The sequence below is a fragment of the Leisingera aquaemixtae genome, assembly GCF_001458395.1.
In the GTDB taxonomy this organism is placed as follows: domain Bacteria; phylum Pseudomonadota; class Alphaproteobacteria; order Rhodobacterales; family Rhodobacteraceae; genus Leisingera; species Leisingera aquaemixtae.
The window spans coordinates 263,065-280,375 of sequence record NZ_CYSR01000030.1 but is presented as its reverse complement, the minus strand read 5'-3'; the positions used below and the strand labels follow the sequence as shown (position 1 = coordinate 280,375).

19 protein-coding genes and 1 tRNA gene are annotated in these 17,311 nt (G+C 63.3%); 11 read left to right on the top strand and 9 right to left on the bottom strand.

Going from position 1 to position 17,311, the window contains the following annotated elements:
* Positions 1-38: 38 nt before the first annotated feature.
* From ypfJ to PHA8399_RS14935, 3 genes are all read left to right on the top strand, one after another.
* Positions 39-884: a KPN_02809 family neutral zinc metallopeptidase gene (gene ypfJ, locus PHA8399_RS14945; RefSeq protein WP_058286915.1), complete on the top strand. Its 846-nt coding sequence runs from the start codon at positions 39-41 to the stop codon at positions 882-884.
* A 135-nt stretch (positions 885-1,019) separates the two neighbouring features.
* The gene (gene mtnA / locus PHA8399_RS14940) at positions 1,020-2,126 is read left to right on the top strand and encodes an S-methyl-5-thioribose-1-phosphate isomerase (protein WP_058286914.1); all 1,107 of its coding nucleotides are present in this window, start codon (positions 1,020-1,022) and stop codon (positions 2,124-2,126) included.
* The gene (locus tag PHA8399_RS14935; protein ID WP_058286913.1) at positions 2,123-2,806 is read left to right on the top strand and encodes a class II aldolase/adducin family protein; all 684 of its coding nucleotides are present in this window, start codon (positions 2,123-2,125) and stop codon (positions 2,804-2,806) included. The genes mtnA and PHA8399_RS14935 overlap by 4 nt, the downstream gene beginning before the upstream one ends.
* Before the next feature lie 115 nt (positions 2,807-2,921).
* On the opposite strand, the gene PHA8399_RS14930 is transcribed toward PHA8399_RS14935, so the two are convergent.
* Positions 2,922-3,007 (bottom strand) — tRNA-Leu (locus PHA8399_RS14930).
* A gap of 164 nt (positions 3,008-3,171) precedes the next feature.
* Here PHA8399_RS14930 and PHA8399_RS14925 point away from each other — a divergent pair.
* Both PHA8399_RS14925 and PHA8399_RS14920 read left to right on the top strand, forming a co-directional pair.
* Entirely contained in the window at positions 3,172-3,750 is a 579-nt protein-coding gene (locus tag PHA8399_RS14925) for a YqaA family protein (protein ID WP_058286912.1), read from the top strand.
* A 2-nt stretch (positions 3,751-3,752) separates the two neighbouring features.
* Positions 3,753-4,220 (top strand): disulfide bond formation protein B, encoded by a 468-nt coding sequence (locus PHA8399_RS14920; protein WP_058286911.1) that lies wholly within the window; start codon positions 3,753-3,755, stop codon positions 4,218-4,220.
* Between the two features lie 60 nt (positions 4,221-4,280).
* Here the strand turns inward: PHA8399_RS14920 and PHA8399_RS14915 are convergent, their stop codons facing one another.
* Positions 4,281-4,706: an Lrp/AsnC family transcriptional regulator gene (locus PHA8399_RS14915; RefSeq protein ID WP_058286910.1), complete on the bottom strand. Its 426-nt coding sequence runs from the start codon at positions 4,704-4,706 to the stop codon at positions 4,281-4,283.
* A gap of 112 nt (positions 4,707-4,818) precedes the next feature.
* Here PHA8399_RS14915 and rocF point away from each other — a divergent pair, with 112 nt between their 5' ends.
* From rocF to ocd, 3 genes are read left to right on the top strand one after another with little or no spacing between them, the layout of a single operon-like run.
* On the top strand, positions 4,819-5,745 hold the full coding sequence (gene rocF / locus PHA8399_RS14910; protein WP_058286909.1) for an arginase: 927 nt from the start codon (positions 4,819-4,821) through the stop codon (positions 5,743-5,745).
* On the top strand, positions 5,742-6,671 hold the full coding sequence (gene ctlX, locus PHA8399_RS14905) for a citrulline utilization hydrolase CtlX (protein ID WP_058286908.1): 930 nt from the start codon (positions 5,742-5,744) through the stop codon (positions 6,669-6,671). The genes rocF and ctlX overlap by 4 nt, the downstream gene beginning before the upstream one ends.
* Positions 6,668-7,714 carry an ornithine cyclodeaminase gene (gene ocd / locus PHA8399_RS14900; protein WP_058286907.1) on the top strand — a complete coding sequence of 349 codons (1,047 nt, stop codon included), beginning with the start codon at positions 6,668-6,670 and terminating at the stop codon, positions 7,712-7,714. Before ctlX ends, ocd begins: the two co-directional genes overlap by 4 nt.
* Positions 7,715-7,910: 196 nt before the next feature.
* Here ocd and PHA8399_RS14895 read toward each other — a convergent pair whose 3' ends face one another.
* Entirely contained in the window at positions 7,911-8,495 is a 585-nt protein-coding gene (locus PHA8399_RS14895; RefSeq protein WP_008557943.1) for an HNH endonuclease, read from the bottom strand.
* 229 nt (positions 8,496-8,724) lie between these two features.
* On the opposite strand from PHA8399_RS14895, the gene PHA8399_RS14890 reads away from it, so the two are divergent.
* On the top strand, positions 8,725-9,378 hold the full coding sequence (locus tag PHA8399_RS14890) for a pseudouridine synthase (RefSeq protein ID WP_058286906.1): 654 nt from the start codon (positions 8,725-8,727) through the stop codon (positions 9,376-9,378).
* 13 nt (positions 9,379-9,391) lie between these two features.
* A complete protein-coding gene (locus tag PHA8399_RS14885; RefSeq protein WP_058287279.1) occupies positions 9,392-9,814 on the top strand; it encodes a VOC family protein in 423 nt (140 codons plus the stop codon).
* Positions 9,815-9,850: 36 nt separating this feature from the next.
* Here PHA8399_RS14885 and PHA8399_RS14880 read toward each other — a convergent pair whose 3' ends face one another.
* Both PHA8399_RS14880 and PHA8399_RS14875 read right to left on the bottom strand, forming a co-directional pair.
* Complete coding sequence (locus tag PHA8399_RS14880) at positions 9,851-10,516, bottom strand: alpha/beta hydrolase (RefSeq protein WP_058286905.1); 666 nt, start codon at positions 10,514-10,516, stop codon at positions 9,851-9,853.
* Positions 10,513-11,160 carry a DNA-3-methyladenine glycosylase family protein gene (locus tag PHA8399_RS14875; protein WP_058286904.1) on the bottom strand — a complete coding sequence of 216 codons (648 nt, stop codon included), beginning with the start codon at positions 11,158-11,160 and terminating at the stop codon, positions 10,513-10,515. Before PHA8399_RS14875 ends, PHA8399_RS14880 begins: the two co-directional genes overlap by 4 nt.
* A gap of 107 nt (positions 11,161-11,267) precedes the next feature.
* Between PHA8399_RS14875 and PHA8399_RS14870 the strand changes: the two genes are divergently transcribed.
* Positions 11,268-12,485 carry an MFS transporter gene (locus PHA8399_RS14870; protein WP_058286903.1) on the top strand — a complete coding sequence of 406 codons (1,218 nt, stop codon included), beginning with the start codon at positions 11,268-11,270 and terminating at the stop codon, positions 12,483-12,485.
* Between the two features lie 64 nt (positions 12,486-12,549).
* Here the strand turns inward: PHA8399_RS14870 and PHA8399_RS14865 are convergent, their stop codons facing one another.
* The 4 genes from PHA8399_RS14865 to PHA8399_RS14850 form a co-directional block, all read right to left on the bottom strand.
* Positions 12,550-13,326, bottom strand: coding sequence for a squalene/phytoene synthase family protein (locus PHA8399_RS14865; RefSeq protein WP_058286902.1), 777 nt, complete (start codon positions 13,324-13,326; stop codon positions 12,550-12,552).
* A complete protein-coding gene (gene cimA, locus PHA8399_RS14860; protein WP_058286901.1) occupies positions 13,316-14,950 on the bottom strand; it encodes a citramalate synthase in 1,635 nt (544 codons plus the stop codon). Before cimA ends, PHA8399_RS14865 begins: the two co-directional genes overlap by 11 nt.
* Entirely contained in the window at positions 14,950-16,332 is a 1,383-nt protein-coding gene (cysS, locus tag PHA8399_RS14855) for a cysteine--tRNA ligase (protein ID WP_058286900.1), read from the bottom strand. The genes cimA and cysS overlap by 1 nt, the downstream gene beginning before the upstream one ends.
* Positions 16,333-16,630: 298 nt before the next feature.
* Complete coding sequence (locus PHA8399_RS14850) at positions 16,631-17,212, bottom strand: outer membrane protein (protein WP_058286899.1); 582 nt, start codon at positions 17,210-17,212, stop codon at positions 16,631-16,633.
* Positions 17,213-17,311 lie beyond the last annotated feature (99 nt).

The window sequence follows — 17,311 nt, the reverse complement described above, 5'->3', positions numbered from 1 at the left end:
CCGCAGATGCCGGCAGGCCAGGATGCCAGGAGGATACCATGCGTTGGAGAGGTCGCCGCGGAAGCAGCAACATTGAAGACCGGAGGGGCCGGGGTTTCACCGGCAGAACCGCCGGGATCGGCGGCGCGGGGGCAATATTGATTATCGTCGTCGGCGCCTTCCTGGGGGTGGACCTGACGCCGCTGCTGCAAGGCACCGCACCGCAAAGCAGCCAATCTGCGCCGGTCACCGAGGCCGACCAGGCCGCAGCCGAATTCGTCAGCGTCGCCCTGGCCGATACCGAAGACGTCTGGACCACGATTTTCGACCAGCAGCTGGGACGGGCCTATGACCCTGCGGTTCTGGTGCTTTACAAGGGCGTGACGCAATCACCCTGCGGCGGGGCCTCTGGCGCAACCGGCCCGTTCTATTGCCCGCTCGATGAGAAGGTCTATCTCGACACCGCCTTTTTCACCACGCTCAGCCAGCGGCTGGGCGCCAGCGGCGATTTCGCAGCCGCCTATGTGGTGGCGCATGAGGTTGCCCATCATGTTCAGAATGAACTTGGCATCCTGGGTCAAACCCAGCGCATCCGCGCCCAGGTCAGCGAGGTCGAGTCCAACGCAATTTCTGTGCGCACCGAACTGCAGGCCGATTGCTTCTCCGGCATCTGGGCCCGCTATGCCCGGGATCAGCTGGGCACGCTGGAGCCGGGAGACATCAGCGAAGCGATGAATGCTGCCAAACAGATCGGTGACGACACGCTGCAGCGCAACGCGGGCCAGGTGCCGCAGCCGCACACCTTCTCGCACGGCACCAGCGCCCAGCGGCAGGCCTGGTTTGCGCGCGGGTATGAGACCGGGGACATCAGCACCTGCGACACCTTCTCGGCCAACTCGCTCTGATCCGGCGGCTGCGGGTTCATTGAATTCTGCTGGTGTTGGTGGTTGTCTAACCCCACAGGCGGCGCTAGGCCGGAGCCGGAAACCGGATCGATTCCGGCGCCGCGCCCATCGCGACCGGACTAGGGAGACAGCCAGATGAAAGTTGACGGTACACATTACCGGTCCCTGTGGTGGGATCATGACAAGGACGCGCTGCAGATCATTGATCAGCGCTGGCTGCCGCATGATTTCCGCGTCCAGCAGGTCAGCACCCTGCAGGAGTTTGCCGACGCGATTGTCGAAATGCGGGTGCGCGGCGCGCCGCTCATTGGCGCCACCGCCGCATACGGGATGGCGCTGGCGATGCGGCTGAACCCCTCGGACGCCGGGATGGATCAGGCCTGGAGCTTTCTGAACGCAACCCGCCCCACCGCCATCAACCTGCGCTGGGCGCTGGACCGCTGCCGCAACCACCTGCGCCCGCTGGCCGAAGGCGAGCGGGCCGCGGCGGCCCTGGCGCTGGCCCACGAGATCGCGGATGAAGATGTGGAAATCAACCGCAGCATCGGCGCGCATGGCCTGGAGCTGATCAAACAAATCGCTGCCGGCAAGCCGGAGGGCGAGCCGGTTCGTCTGCTGACCCATTGCAACGCCGGCTGGATTGCGACCGTCGACTGGGGCACCGCCACCAGCCCGATGTACCAGGCCCATGACGCCGGCATTCCGATCCACGTCTGGGTCGATGAGACCCGCCCGCGCAATCAGGGCGCACTGACCTCGTGGGAGCTGGGCAGCCACGGGATCAGCCACAGCTATATCACCGACAACGCCGGCGGCCATCTGATGCAGCACGGCCAGGTCGACTTGGTGATCACCGGCACCGACCGCACCACCCGCCGCGGCGACGTCTGCAACAAGATCGGAACCTACCTCAAGGCGCTGGCGGCCAAGGACAACGGCGTGCCCTTCTATGTCGCCCTGCCCTCGCCGACGATTGACTGGACCGTCTCCGACGGCGTCGCAGAAATCCCGATCGAAGAACGCAGCGCGCGCGAGATAACCCACGTCCAGGGCAAGACGGAGAGCGGCAGCATCGATGTGGTTCAGGTCACGCCCGATGGCACGCCTGGCGGCAACCCGGCCTTTGACGTGACGCCCAACCGGCTGGTGACAGGCCTGATCACTGAACGCGGCATCTGCGACGCCAGCGAAGACGGCCTGGCCGGCCTGTTCCCGGATATGGCCGCCGCCAAGTCCGCATGACCGGGGCGTCTCAGGTGAAACCTCCCTATCAGGACAGCACCTCTTTGCGGCAGGCGGTGATCGGTGCCTGCCTGGAGATGAATGCCGCTGGCATCAACCAGGGCACATCCGGCAATATATCCGTCCGTGCGGGGGATCACATGCTGATCACCCCCTCCGGCGTGCCGTATGACCAGATGGCGCCAGAGATGCTGGTGAAGATGCCCCTCGACGGCAGCGCCGCTCCGGCGGGCCAGCTGAAACCCTCTACGGAGTGGCCGTTTCACCTGGCGATCCTGCAGGCCAAACCCGCCGTTAACGCTGTCGTTCATGCTCACCCGGTCTATTGCAGCGCGCTGGCGATGAACCGCCAGGCGATCCCCGCCTGCCACTATATGGTGGCGGCCTTTGGCGGCAGCGACGTTCCGGTGGCGGACTACGCCCTGTTCGGCAGCCGCCAGCTGTCGGAAAATATCACCCGCGCTTTGCAGACCCGCAGTGCCTGCCTGATGGCCAACCATGGCGCGGTTACCACGGGAGAAAGCCTTCCCCGTGCCCTCTGGCGGATGGTGGAGCTTGAAACACTGGCAAAGGCTTACGCGGCCAGTCTCACCTTGGGAAAACCGCATATCCTGAGCGAGGATGAGATGGCGGAGGTGATCGCAGCCTTTGCGGATTACGGCCTGAAGGACAGCCGCTGATTTTGGAGGTTTTAAAGTGCAGCCGGGGAAACCGCCCGCGGCAGGCTGGTCTTGCCGCATCAGCCTGTCAGGCTTAAGGATCTTGGGTATCTGTTTGATATTTCGCGGAAATCTGTGGTGCCCAAGGAGAGACTCGAACTCTCACGATGTTGCCATCGGGGGATTTTGAATCCCCTGCGTCTACCATTCCGCCACTTGGGCCACGCCCTGTTCCTAGCCAAGGCTGCCGCCAAGGTCCAGAGGCAAATCGGCCCCTCTGCGCCGAAAACGCACCCCGTTGCAAAATCATCCGCAGCAAAGGTTGACGGAGGCCGGCGCACGTGCCACCTCCCTTGGCAAACGCCGTTGAGGACGCAGGGCGCAGCATGCTGAAACCGCTATATGACCGGACAATGGCCTTGGCCGATCACCCCAAGGCGCTCTGGTGTCTGGCCGCCGTGGCTTTTGTCGAAAGCTCGGTGTTTCCGATTCCCCCGGACGTTCTGATGATCCCGATGATCCTGGCCCGCCCGTCGCGGGCCTGGCTGGTTGCTCTGGTGGCTTTGGCGGCCTCTGTCGCGGGCGGTATGCTTGGCTATGCCATCGGCGCCTTCTTTTACGACAGCATCGGCCAGCCTGTGTTGGAGGCGATGGGCAAGGGCGATTCCATGGCGGAGTTCAACGCCCGGTTCAACGACTTCGGATTCTGGGCGGTTCTGGGCGCCGGGATCACGCCGTTCCCCTACAAGGTGATAACCATCATGTCGGGTTGGACGGGTATGCCGCTCGGCACTTTCATTGCCACCTCTATCCTTGCGCGCGCATTGCGTTTTTTCATTGTCGCGGGTCTGCTGTGGCAGTTCGGGGCTCCGGTCCGCAACTTCATTGAACGCCGCCTGGGGCTGGTCTTCTCGGCTTTTATGGTGGTCCTGTTCGGCGGCTTCCTGATGGTGAGGTTCATCTGATCATGCACCGTTTATTGATCGTTATCGCCGCCCTGGGTTCTGCCGCGCTGCTGCTCGGGGCGCTGGGGTTTCAGTACATTGGTGACATGCCCCCTTGCAAACTGTGCTACTGGCAGCGCTACCCGCATGCGGCGGCGGTCGGGATCGGCGTTCTGGCGCTGATCATTCCCGGTGCGGTGCTACCGTATCTTGGGGCGCTTGCGGCGCTGTCCACTGCCGGGGTTGGGGCGTATCATACCGGTGTTGAGCGCGGCTGGTGGGAAGGCCCCTCCACCTGCACGTCCGGACCGGTCGGCGGTCTGTCGCACGATCAGCTGATGGAGCAGATCATGGCCGCGCCGCTGGTGCGCTGCGACGAGGTGCCGTGGGAGCTGTTTTCCCTTTCCATGGCCAACTGGAACGCAATCGCTTCCCTTGGCCTGGCGCTGGTCTGGATTGCTGCCGCCAACCATGCCCGCAAGCAGGGTTAACGGGCTGGCAAGCTGAGATCCGGCCGCTAACCCTTTGACACTTTTGGCGGTCTTTTGGGATCAGGTGTCCTTTTTGGTGGCCAGCAGGAGATTGGTTTCACTGCTCACCACCCCTTCGAAGGTGCGGATCTTGGCCAGCGCTGCATCCAGCGTTTCCAGGGTTTCAGTGCCGAGTTCCACAATCAGATCCCAGCGGCCATTGGTCGTGTGAATCGCCCGCACTTCCGGCAGCCCCTGCAACTGCCGGGTGATCCGGCTGGTGCCGCGGCCCTCGATCCCGATCATCATCAGACCGCGCACCGGATCGCGCAGCACATCCTCCTTCAGCACCACCGTGAACCCCAGAATGTCGCCGCGGGCCTGCAGCCGCTCGATCCTGGCCCGCACCGTTGTCCGCGACAGGTTCAATTCCAACGCCAGATCTGACAGCGACGCCCGCGCATTGTGGCGCAACGCAGAGATCAGACGCTCATCCGTTTTGTCCATATCCCACCTCAAATCGAACAATCAGCACCCATTATGAGCAAAATGCTAGCTGGTTTCCATCGCATTTCGGAAGTCTATAGAAGGAAAGCTGACTTTTTGAGAGAGCAAAACCGTGACTTCACAACATTGCATCCTGATTGGAGCCCCGGTCGACAGCGGCAAGCGCCGTGCCGGCTGCCTGATGGGCCCGGACGCCTACCGGACCGCGGGAATTGCCGCTGCCCTGGAGAGCCTTGGGCACACGGTCGAAGATCTTGGCAACCTGGCGCCGGAGGCCCATCCCGCCGACACCAATGACGGCCTCGTCTATGCCCGCAACGAAACTATCGGCTGGACCTCGCGCCTGGCCCAAGCCGCCGAGGACGCGCTGGAATGCGGCCTGCCGGTGTTCCTGGGCGGCGATCACTCGCTGTCGCTCGGATCCGTGGCCGGCGCCGCAAACTTTGCCGCCAAGGCAGGCCGCCCGCTGTTTGTGCTGTGGCTGGACGCGCATACCGACTTCCACACGCCGGAAACCTCGGACAGCGGCAACCTGCACGGCACGCCGGTCGGATATTTCACTGGGCGCAGGGGGTTCGACGGCTTTCCTGAAGTTCTGAACCCGGTGCCGGAGGAAAATGTCTGCATGATCGGCCTGCGGTCTGTGGACACCCAGGAACGGCTTGCGCTGGAAGACAGCGCCATCCGCACCCATGACATGCGCCATATTGATGAAAACGGCATCGCCGGACCGCTGAACCGGTTCCTGGATCATGTCGCCGAGGCCAATGGCATGCTGCACGTCTCGCTCGACGTGGATTTTCTGGATCCCTCCGTCGCCCCGGCTGTCGGCACCACCGTTCCCGGCGGCGCCACCGTGCGTGAGGCGCATCTGGTCTGCGAAATTCTGCATGATTCCGGCCTGATGACCTCGCTGGATCTGGTCGAGCTGAACCCGTTCCTGGATGAGCGCGGCCGCACGGCGCATCTGATGGTGGACCTCTGCGCCTCTGCCCTGGGACGCCGCGTGTTCGACCGCCCGACCCGGAGCTATCAGTGAGCAGCCTGCAAGCCCCCTCCGCGGTGGTGATGATCCGGCCGCATCACTTCTGCTCCAACCCTGAAACCAAAGGCGATAACGCCTTTCAAACTCTGGCAAACACCTCGGCCACGGCGACGGCGGCGCAAGCGCTGGCGGAATTCGACGGCGCCGTCGAAGCCCTGCGCGGCGCGGGCGTTGCGGTGCATGTGTTTGACGACACAGGCACCGAAACCCCGGACAGCGTGTTTCCCAATAACTGGTTCTCCACCCATGCCGGCGGCCATGTCGCAGTCTATCCGATGTTTGCGAAAAACCGGCGCAAGGAGCGGCGCTGGGATGTGATTGAGCTGCTGAAACGGGACTACCGGGTTCAGGATGTTATCGACTATTCCGGTCTGGAGCAGGACGGGCTGTCGCTGGAAGGCACCGGCGCCATGGTGCTGGACCACATCGGCCGCATTGCCTACACCGTGAAGTCCAACCGCGCCGATCCGGTTCTGCTGGAACGCTTCTGCACCCATTTCAACTTTGAACCCATGGTGTTCGAAGCCAAAGATGAAGCAGGCCGCGACGTTTATCACACCAATGTTCTGATGGGGATCGGCACCGAATACGCGCTGATTTGCCTGGACATGATCGTCGATCCAGCGCGCCGCGCCGAAGTCGCTGCGCGGCTAGAGGAAACCGGCCGCCGGGTGATTGACCTCACGCCCGGCCAGATCACCAGTTTTGCGGGCAACGCCCTGGAGCTTACCGGCCGCAAGCGGCTTCTGGCGCTCTCCGCCACGGCGCTGGCGGCGCTGCGCCCCGATCAGATTTCGGTCATCGAGCAGAGCGCAGAGCTGCTGCCGCTGACCATTCCCACCATCGAAACCGCAGGCGGGTCGGTGCGCTGCATGCTGGCAGGCATCCACCTCAGCCCCCGTGAAAGGAAAACCGCATGACACAGCCTTCAGACAAGGCACTGGTGCCTTTTGTCAGCGTCGACAACATGATGCGCCTCATTCATCACGTCGGAATCGAGCAGATGATGCGCGATCTGGCGGAGTATGTGGAAGAAGACTTCAAGCGCTGGGAGCTGTTTGACAAGACCCCGCGCGTCGCCAGCCATTCCGACGTCGGGGTGATCGAACTGATGCCGACCTCCGATGGCGAGGCTTATGGCTTCAAATATGTGAACGGCCACCCCAAGAACACCTCTGAAGGGCTGCAGACCGTCACGGCCTTTGGGCTGCTGGCGGATGTTTACACCGGCTATCCGGTGCTGCTGACGGAAATGACCATTCTGACTGCTCTGCGGACCGCCGCCACCTCAGCAATGGCCGCCAAGTATCTGGCGCCCAAAGGATCAACTACGATGGCCATGATCGGCAACGGGGCCCAGTCCGAATTCCAGACGCTGGCGATGAAGGCGATCATCGGCCTGAAGTCCGTGCGTCTCTATGACAACGACCAAGCCGCAACCGAAAAATGCGCCCGCAATCTGCAGGGAATGGGCATAGAGGTTGTCTCCTGCAAGACGCCGGAAGAAGCGATCGAAGGCGCGCAGATCCTCACCACCTGCACCGCGGACAAGCAGTATGCGACCATCCTGACCGACAACATGGTCGGCAGCGGCGTCCACATCAACGCGATCGGCGGAGATTGCCCCGGCAAGACCGAACTGGCGCCCGGCATCCTCAGCCGCTCCGACGTCTTTGTCGAATACCCGCCGCAAACCCGGATCGAGGGCGAAATCCAGCAGATGCCGGAAGACTTCGCCGTGACCGAATTGTGGGAAGTGATCGCGGGCAAGAAACCGGGCCGCACCGGCGAGCGTCAGATTACCCTGTTCGACAGCGTCGGCTTTGCCATCGAGGATTTCTCGGCGCTGCGGTATATCCGCGACCGCATCAAGGGCACCGATTATTTCATCGATCTCGACATGCTTGCTGACCCGGACGATCCGCGCGATCTGTTCGGAATGCTTCAGCGCGCCAAGCCCTGACAGGCCGCACCCTCACACCCTGCAAAGGCGGCCCGCTGAACTGAGGCCGCCGGCACCTCCGGCCTCCTTGCCTGTTTGCCGCAGCCTGCGGCATCTGCCGGCACTGCTTATGGGGATCTGAGCAGCTGCCTCACCTAAAGCAGACACTCAGGCAACGAGGCCGGACCCCTTGTCCCGGAACGTTGAGCTGTTTCGCTTAAGCGTCCAGCTCGGTATCCCAATACAGGAAGTCCATCCAGCTTTCATGCAGGTGGTTAGGCGGGAATTTGCGCCCGGTGTTGCGCAGCTCCTCCGCCCCTGGCCGCCGCGGCGGCTTGCGCAGCGACATGCCGGCCCGGTGCAGCGACTTGGACCCTTTCCTAAGATTGCAGGGACTGCAGGCCGCGACCACGTTTTCCCAGCTGGTCACCCCTCCGGACGCGCGCGGCACCACGTGGTCAAAGGTGAGATCGCCCTTGCTGCCGCAGTACTGGCAGCGGAATTCGTCCCGCAAAAACAAATTAAAGCGCGTGAAGGCCACGCGCTTTTGAGGTTTTACATAGTCTTTCAGGACCACCACGGACGGTATTCGGATCTCGGTACTCGGACTGTGCACCACCTCGTCATATTCGGCGACGATGGCCACCCGGTCCAGCCAGGCGGCCTTGACCGCGTCCTGCCAGGTCCACAAAGACAAAGGGTAATACGAGAGCGGCCGGTAATCCGCGTTCAGCACCAGCGCCGGGTGCTGTTTCAGCGCGCCCGGAGATCTGACAAACTCTGCTCTGAAATCGCCATCCATTGTTGAACGTCTTCCTCGCCCTGATCTTCCGTGTTGCGGAACCAGAGCGGGGAACCCGCCCCAGCCTGACTTTGACTATATATCGTGGTTAGCGCCTGACAAGCCCTGATGACCCACAATATGTCGGGAGCAATCTGCGCTGATTCCGTGACAGCACCGTGACACTTATCCACAGGGGTCCGGCCTTGGCCCACTTGCCCTGCGGCCGCAGCCCGCCTATTGCCGTGCCATGACCCGTCTGATCCGTTTCAACAAACCCTATGATGTTCTGCCCCAGTTCACCGACAGCGGCAGCCAGGACAGCCCGCGGGCGACGCTGAGCAAGTATATCGACTGCCCGGGTGTCTATGCGGCCGGCCGCCTGGACCGCGACAGCGAGGGGCTCATGCTGCTGACCGACAACGGCCGTTTGCAGGCCTGGATCACCGACCCAAAGCACAAGATGGACAAGACCTATTGGGTGCAGGTGGAGGGTATCCCGGACCCCGACGCCCTGAAAAACCTGGCGGAAGGTGTTGAACTGAAAGACGGAATAACCAGACCCGCCAAGGTTCGGCTGATCCCGGAGCCGCCGGGCCTGTGGGCGCGCACCCCGCCGGTGCGGGTGCGCAAGACGGTTCCCGACAGCTGGATCGCGCTGACCCTCCGCGAGGGCCGCAACCGGCAGGTGCGCCGGATGACAGCTGCGGTTGGGCATCCGACGCTGCGCCTGATCCGCTACAGCATCGGTGCCTGGACCCTGGACGGGCTGGCGCAGGGCGCTTGGGAGGACGTGGAGCCGCCGCGTGTTCCCGGCCCGCCGAAGCCTTCGCAAAAGCCGCCCCGCAGACCCAAGCCATCCGTTGCGCGGCCGCCAAAAGGTGACAGGCCCCGCCGCCGCTGATAGCCTTTCAGCCATGCTGCCGCCCGCCCCCGCCCCCGACGCCATTCTCGAAGCCTCGCTCTACGTCGGCGACCTCGATGCAGCCGAAGCGTTCTATGGCGAAATCCTGGGGCTGGAGCGCATCCAGCGGGTTGCCAACCGGCATGTCTTTTACCGCTGCGGCGCGTCTGTTCTTCTGCTGTTCAACGCTGACGAAACGGTAAAACCACCGGGAAACCCGCGTCTGCCAGTGCCGCCGCATGGCGCCCGCGGTCCGGGGCATGTGTGCTTTGCTCAGCCAAGAGAAAGCCTGCTTCTCATGCGCGCGCGGCTCCTGGCGGCGGGCATCGCGATTGAGGCGGAGTTCGACTGGCCAAGCGGCGCCCGGTCCATCTATTTCCGCGATCCGGCCGGCAATTCACTTGAAATCGCCGAACCGCACCTTTGGGAACCCTGACCTCCCAAAAACCGGAAGGCCAGATTTATCAGCACCTTAAAGGCCAAGCTTATCGCGCATGAACGCCAGTGCCACGCTCAGCCCGTCCGGCGCGATGCCATGGGCGGTGCCTTTCTGGATATGGGCAAAGACGTCCTGGAAGCCCGCCTCCTGCAGTGCTTCTGCGGCCTCGGGCAACGATTGCACGGGCACCACGTCATCCTGATCGCCATGCACCAGCAGCACCGGCATCCTGGAGACGGCTTCATCTTTCAGCAGTTCCGGCTCCAGCAGCCGGCCGGAGAATGCGACGATCCCCGCCACTGCGTCCTCGCGGCGGGGTGCCACATGCAGGCTCATCATGGTGCCCTGGCTGAACCCGAACAGCACGACCTGTTCCGGCAGCACATCCTCATCCACCATCAGCGCATCCAGAAAGGCGTTCAGGTCTTCGATCGCGGACTGCATTCCGCGCATGCTCTCCTCCTCCGAGGAGCCGTCGATCCAGGGAATCGGGAACCATTGGAACCCAAAGGGCGCGCCGGCGCAGGCCTCAGGCGCATCGGGGGCCACAAACAGCGTATCCGGCAGATGCTCCCCCAGAGGATCGGCCAGCCCCAGCAGGTCGGCCCCGTTGGCGCCATAGCCATGCAGGAACACAACAATCGAGCGGATTTCGCCGGAAACCGGCTCCTTGCGGCCGGCAGTCAATACACGAGTCATCGGATCCCTTCCCTGTCCTTCGCCACCCGGTAATAGGCCCAGAGAATGCGCGCCGCAACCGACCGCCACGGCGACCAGGCTTCGGCCATCTGCCGCATCTCCCGTTCCTTGGGGCGGGCGGGCAGATCAAACAGCACCCGGGCCGCCTCCTGCAAGGCCAGATCACCATGGGCAAACACATCCGCCCGGCCCAGCGAAAACATCGCATAAATCTCTGCCGTCCACTGGCCAATCCCAGGAACCTGGACCAGCGTGGCAATCACCTCTGCATCAGGGGCGCTGCGCAAGGCTTTGTAATCAATGCGCGCCTCCGCCAGTGCCCGGGCATACCGGATTTTCTGGCGGCTGAGGCCGGCGGCGCGCAGATCGTCATCCGCGGCCCAAAGAATCTTGCGCGGCCCGGTGAGCTTTGCCTCTTTCATCCGCGTCCAGATCGCATTGGCCGAGGCCACGCTGACCTGCTGGCTGACAATCGCGCTCAGCAGTTCCGCAAAGCCGTCCGGCCTGCGCCTGAGCGGAAGGGCGCCAGTCAGTTCCAGCGCATCGGCAAACCGGCTGTCCTGCGCCGCCAGCCAGTCCGCGCCTTCGGACACGCAGGCATCATACTGGATGATCCGGCCCGCGCCCGGATGAAAGGTTTGCATTTCTGACGCCACGTCACCCCCTGATTGACCGCTGTTGAAAGAAAGCGTGAACGCCAATCCATTTCCGCTGGCTTGCCCATCGACATATTCACAGTTACGCATCCCATATGACCATGAGCATGACCACCCCCAGCGACACCGTCGCCAAGAAAAACGTCGCCATCCTGGTGCTGGCGCAGGCGATCCTTGGCGCGCAGATGCCGATGATTTTCACCATCGGCGGCCTTGCGGGGCAGTCGCTGGCCTCGAACCCCTGCTTTGCGACACTGCCGATTTCGCTGATTGTCGGCGGCTCGATGCTGGCCGCGACGCCGATTTCGGCAATCATGCAGCGCTGGGGCCGCCGGGCGGGGTTCTTCACCGGCGCAGCCTTTGGCGCTATTGGCGGGCTGGTCGGCGCCTACGGTCTGTACCTGGGGTCCTTCCCCATCTTCCTGTTCGGCAGCCTGCTGACCGGCGTTTACATGAGCGCGCACGGGTTCTACCGGTTTGCCGCAGCCGATACCGCCTCCGATGCCTTCCGGCCCAAGGCGATTTCCTACGTCATGGCGGGCGGTCTGGCAGCGGCCATCATCGGCCCGCAGCTCGTCAAGGCCACCAGCCAAGCCTTTGTCATTCCGTTCCTTGGCACCTACCTGGCAGTGATTGCGGTCAACGTGCTGGGCGCTTCGCTGTTCCTGTTCCTCGACATCCCGAAACCGCCAGCCCCCACCGCGGACAGCCCCAAGGGCCGCAGCCGGCTGGAGCTTCTGAAAACCCCGGTGATCGCTGTGGCGGTGATCTGCGCGATGGTCTCCTATGCGCTGATGAACCTGGTGATGACCTCGACACCTCTGGCCGTGGTCGGCTGCGGCTTCACTGAGGGCAACGCCGCGGACGTGGTCACCTGGCATGTGCTGGCGATGTATGTGCCGTCCTTCTTTACCGGCCACCTGATTGCCCGTTTCGGCGTAGAGAAAATCGTCTCCGCCGGTCTGGTGATCCTCGCAGGCGCCGGTGCCGTCGCGCTGCAAGGTGTTGAGCTGGAAAATTTCTTCATTGCGCTGGTGCTCTTGGGTATCGGCTGGAACTTCGGCTTCATCGGCGCCACCACCATGCTGGCCGGCGCCCATGAAAGCTATGAGCGCGGCCGGATGCAGGGGCTTAACGACCTGCTGGTCTTTGGCGGTGTCACTATGGCCTCGCTGGCGTCTGGCGGGCTGATGAACTGCTCGGGCGGCAGCCCGGTGGATGGCTGGAACGCGGTGAACATGGCCATGGCCCCCTTCCTGGTGCTGGCAGGCGGCGCTCTGATGTGGCTGATCTTGCGGCCCAAAGAGGCCTGACAACGTATCCTTAAAACCAAAAAGGCGCCCCGGGAGGCGCCTTTTTCTTTGGATACGGCCTTTTCTACCAGCGCCCCAGGGCGGTGCGCCACATCAAGCCGGCCCTGCGCCGGAACTCGCTCTGCCCAAGCGCGCCCTGAGCCACCCGTTCCGGCTGCCGGATCGCCTGTTTCAGCAGGCCCTCCGCCTGCCAGCCCGCTAGCAGCGCAGCGCCCGACTGTTTCGAAACCTTCGCGCCACCCATACGGGATTTGTATATCTTTTCCAGCCCCTTACGCGCCAAAGCTTGCACGCCTTCAAGGGTGCCGTCCAGCAGCGGGATCCGCTTCTGGGCCTCCAGCTGCGGAATCGCACGCAGCCAATTGGCGACACCGGCGCCATAGGCAAAATCACGCACCACGGCCTCATCCGCCTGCCCCAGAGACGCCGCTGCCATCCACATCAGCGACCCGCTGGTGCGGTCAATATAGCTGTCAAAGGCGGCCTGATCCTCGAACGGGTCCTTGTAGATGTCCCAGCGCCGCGCCTCTGCCATACCGTCGATACAGGCCGCCAAGTCCGGCTTCAGACACCGGGCCAGCGGGGTCGCAACGTAGTGCCGCCGGACGGGCTTGCCATCCGCGATCTCCGCCCCGGCGTCGCGCCACCATTGCACCCGCATTTCGGCAATCATGCTTTCCTGGCTGGCCCAAGGCGCCCGGGCCAGCTCGATATTAAACGCATAAAGCGCAAACAGCAGCGGCCGCGCCTGGACCGGTGCGGCCATGGCGGCCAGGAACCGGTCCGGATCGCTTTTCTGCACCAGCTCCGCGCAGGCCGTCAGGTCGGCGTCAAACTGCATCCGCCTGCCCGGCCGTGCAGTCGTGCGCCAGCTTCCAGCGGATGGCGTCCAGCAGCGCCTCGAACGAGGCGTCGATGATGTTCGGGCTGACGCCCACCGTGGACCACCGGCGGCCCTGGCTGTCCTCGCTGTCGATGATGACGCGGGTCACAGCTTCGGTGCCGCCCTGGGTGATCCGCACCTTGAAGTCGACCAGCCGCATGTCCTCCAGCTGTGCCGAGTAGCGCCCCAGATCCTTGATCAGCGCCTTGGCCAGCGCGTTCACCGGGCCGCGGTCGCTGCCGGTCTCGTCCAACGATTCACTCACGGACAGGCGTTTTTCGCCATCAACCTTGACCACCACAACCGCTTCGGACAGGCTGACCATCCGGTTGTACTTGTTCTTGCGCCGCTCGACCGTGACCTTGTAGCGCTTTACCTCAAAGAAGTCCGGCAACTGGTTCAGCTCTGCGCGCGCCAGCAGCTCAAACGAGGCCTGCGCGGTGTCGTAGGAATAGCCTTCCGCCTCGCGCTCCTTGATGCGCTCCAGGATCCGCGCCAGCGCCGGGTTGCCCTTTTCGACGATCAGGCCTGCATCGGTCAGCCGCTTGCGCAGGTTCGACTGCCCGGCCTGGTTCGACATCGGGATCACCCGCGCGTTGCCGACCTTGCCCGGCTCGATATGCTCATAGGTCGAGGGATCCTTGAGGATCGCGCTGGCATGCAGCCCCGCCTTGTGGGCAAAGGCCGACGCCCCCACATAGGCCGCCTGCCGCACCGGAACCCGGTTCAGGATATCATCCAGCATCCGGCTGATCCGGGTGACGCCAGCCAGCGCCTTCAGGCTCACGCCGGTCTCAAACCGGCTGGCATAGGGCTCCTTCAGCAACAGCGTCGGGATCAGCGCGGTCAGGTTGGCATTGCCGCAGCGTTCGCCCAGGCCGTTTAAGGTGCCTTGGATCTGCCGCGCCCCGGCGTCCACCGCAGCCAAGGAGCACGCCACAGCATTTTCCGTGTCGTTATGGGTATGTATGCCCAGTTTCTCACCCGGAATTCCGGCGCCTACAACCTCTGTGACGATGCGGCTCACCTCGGCCGGCAGCGCGCCGCCATTGGTGTCGCACAGCACCACCCAGCGCGCCCCGGCCTCCAGCGCGGCCCGGCACGCCGCCAGCGCATACTCCGGGTTGTCCTTGTAGCCGTCAAAGAAATGCTCGGCGTCAAACAGCGCCTCGCGCCCTTGCGCCACGATATGGGCCACCGAGGCCCGGATGTTGCTGAGGTTCTCTTCCAGCGTGATCCCCAGCGCGTGGGTCACGTGGTAGTCGTGGCTTTTGCCGACCAGACAGACCGCAGGGGTGCCGGCATTCATCACCGCTGCCAGCACATCGTCGTTTTCCGCCGAACGCCCGGCCCGTTTGGTCATGCCAAAGGCAGTCATGGTGGCGCGGGTTTCCGGCGCTTCGCCGAAAAACGCACTGTCGGTCGGGTTCGCGCCCGGCCAGCCGCCTTCGATATAGTCGACACCCAGCTTGTCCAGCGCCTGCGCGATTTGCTTCTTTTCCGCGGTGGAGAATTGAACGCCCTGGGTCTGCTGCCCGTCGCGCAGGGTGGTGTCGTAAAGATAGAGCCGTTCCCTGGCCATCAAAGCGCCTCCAGCTTAGCGGGGTCAAACCCTGCACCCGGCACCAATTCAACGCCGGTCTTGCTCATCCGCACTTCAAGCCCTGCCTCAACATAGGCCGCCTTCAACCTATCAACCTCAGAAAAGTCCTTGCTTTCCATAGCCTTCTGGCGCGTCTCAAACAGCTTCTCCGCAAAGGCCGACAGGTCAATCGAGGGCGCGGACGCCCAGGCGCCCAGTTCATCGGTCAACAGTCCCAGCATCTGTGCCGAGGCCAGCAGGCCCGCCGCATCGCCGGCCGCTGCCAGCTTGTGCAGCTCTGCAATGGCGCCCGCGGAATTGAGGTCATCCGCCAGCGCCTCCAGGACCGCGGCAGCAGCGCTGGACGCGCGTTCGATGCCCGCGGTCAGCGCCCGCCACTTGCGCAGCGTCGCCTCGGCCTCCTTGGCCTTCTTGTCGGTCCAGTCCATCGGCTTGCGGTAGTGGGTCTGCAGGAACACCAGCCGGATCACCTCGCCCGGGTAGCCCTGGTCGAGCAGATCCCGCACGGTGAAGAAGTTGCCCAGGGATTTGGACATTTTCTTGCCTTCCACCTGCAGCATCTCGTTGTGCAGCCAGAACCGTGCAAAGTCACCCTCCGGATGGGCGCAGCAGCTTTGCGCAATTTCATTCTCATGGTGCGGGAACATCAGGTCGTTGCCGCCGCCGTGAATGTCGAAGGTCTCGCCCAGCAGTTCATAGGACATCGCCGAGCATTCGATGTGCCAGCCCGGCCGGCCGCGGCCCCAGGGGCTGTCCCAGCCCGGCAGATCATCGTTGGAGGGCTTCCACAGCACAAAATCCATCGGGTTCTTCTTGTAGGGCGCAACCTCGACCCGCGCGCCGGCGATCATGTCATCGACGGACCGGCCTGACAGACTTCCGTAGCGGTCCTTCCAGCTGTCGACGGCGAACAGCACATGGCCTTCCGCGGCATAGGCGTGACCCTTGGCGATCAGATCCTCGATCATGGCCACCATCTGCGGGATGTACTCCGTTGCCCGCGGCATATGGCTGGGCTCCAGCGCGCCGAGTTCGCCCATATCATACAGGAACCATTGGGTGGTTTCCGCGGTGATGGCGCCGATCGGGCGGCCGCTTTCGGCGGCGCGGGCGTTGATCTTGTCGTCAACGTCGGTGAAGTTTCGGGCGTAAGTCACGTGATCCGCGCCATAAACCTCGCGCAGCAACCGGTAAAGCACATCAAAGACCACCACCGGCCGGGCATTTCCCAGATGCGCCCGGTCATACACCGTGGGGCCGCAGACATACATCCGCACGTTGCTGGCGTCGATCGGCTCAAAGACCTCTTTCTTGCGGGTCTTTGTATTGTGCAGCTTGATCACTATGTCCTTGGTTCCCATGCCCGTTCCTTTCCCATGCCCAGCTCAACACGGCCGGCATCACCCTTTGCGCGCAGCGCGGGCTTAGCAAGTTGTCAGGGAAATGAAAACGACAGAAACCAGCCCGCTGATATGTCAGCAGGTAATGCAGCAAATGATGGTGGCGCATTTCTGGTTCATGAAAGCTGCTTAGCACGGGCCGCCGGCCCCGCCAAGTCTTTTGCCTCAGACGGCAAAGGCCGCCCCGTCTGCCTTGGGTACAGACCGGGCGGCCAGCGGCGCGGCGGAAAAGCATCGCCGCGCCAGCGTGTGCGTCAGATTAGAACTTGAACGACGCGCGCAGCGAAACCGAGGTGGCATCTGCGCCAACGCCGGAGTTGCCGAAATCGTCGAATTCATGCTCCAGCACTTCGCCGCCGATCTGCCACTGGTCGGTGACCTGATAGGCCAGGCCGACGCCGTAGAACTCACCGGTTTCGCTGCCCAGCGAGCTGTCAGCCTCAGCCACACCGCCGGTGACATAAGCGAGGACGTTGCCGAAGTCGTAACCGGCTTTCACCTTGGCACGTGCGACCGAGTCAACGGTTGCGCCGCCGCCCAGATCGACGTCGGTGGTGTCATAGTCCAGTTCGCCACCCAGGACGAAACGGCCAAAGTCATAGTTGTAGCCTGCGTGAACACCATAAGCGGCATCATCACCCGAGGCTCCGTTGGTTGCGTCCACATCCAGCTGGCCGATCTGACCACCCAGGTAGAAACCGGTCCAGTCGCCGCCATCATTGGCCACTGGCACGGGGGCCGGTGCCGGCGCGGGTTCCACCACCGGTTCACTGATGTTGCCGGCAAACGCTGCACTGCCCATTACGGCTGCGATGGCTGTCATAGCTACGAAACGAGTCATTCAGACTTCTCCTTTTGCAGTCCCGGCGCAGGTTGTGCGCCGTTGCAGCTTACAAAAGGTCTTCGCACCCGAACTTCCAGTGCCTCCGGCTCACGTTCT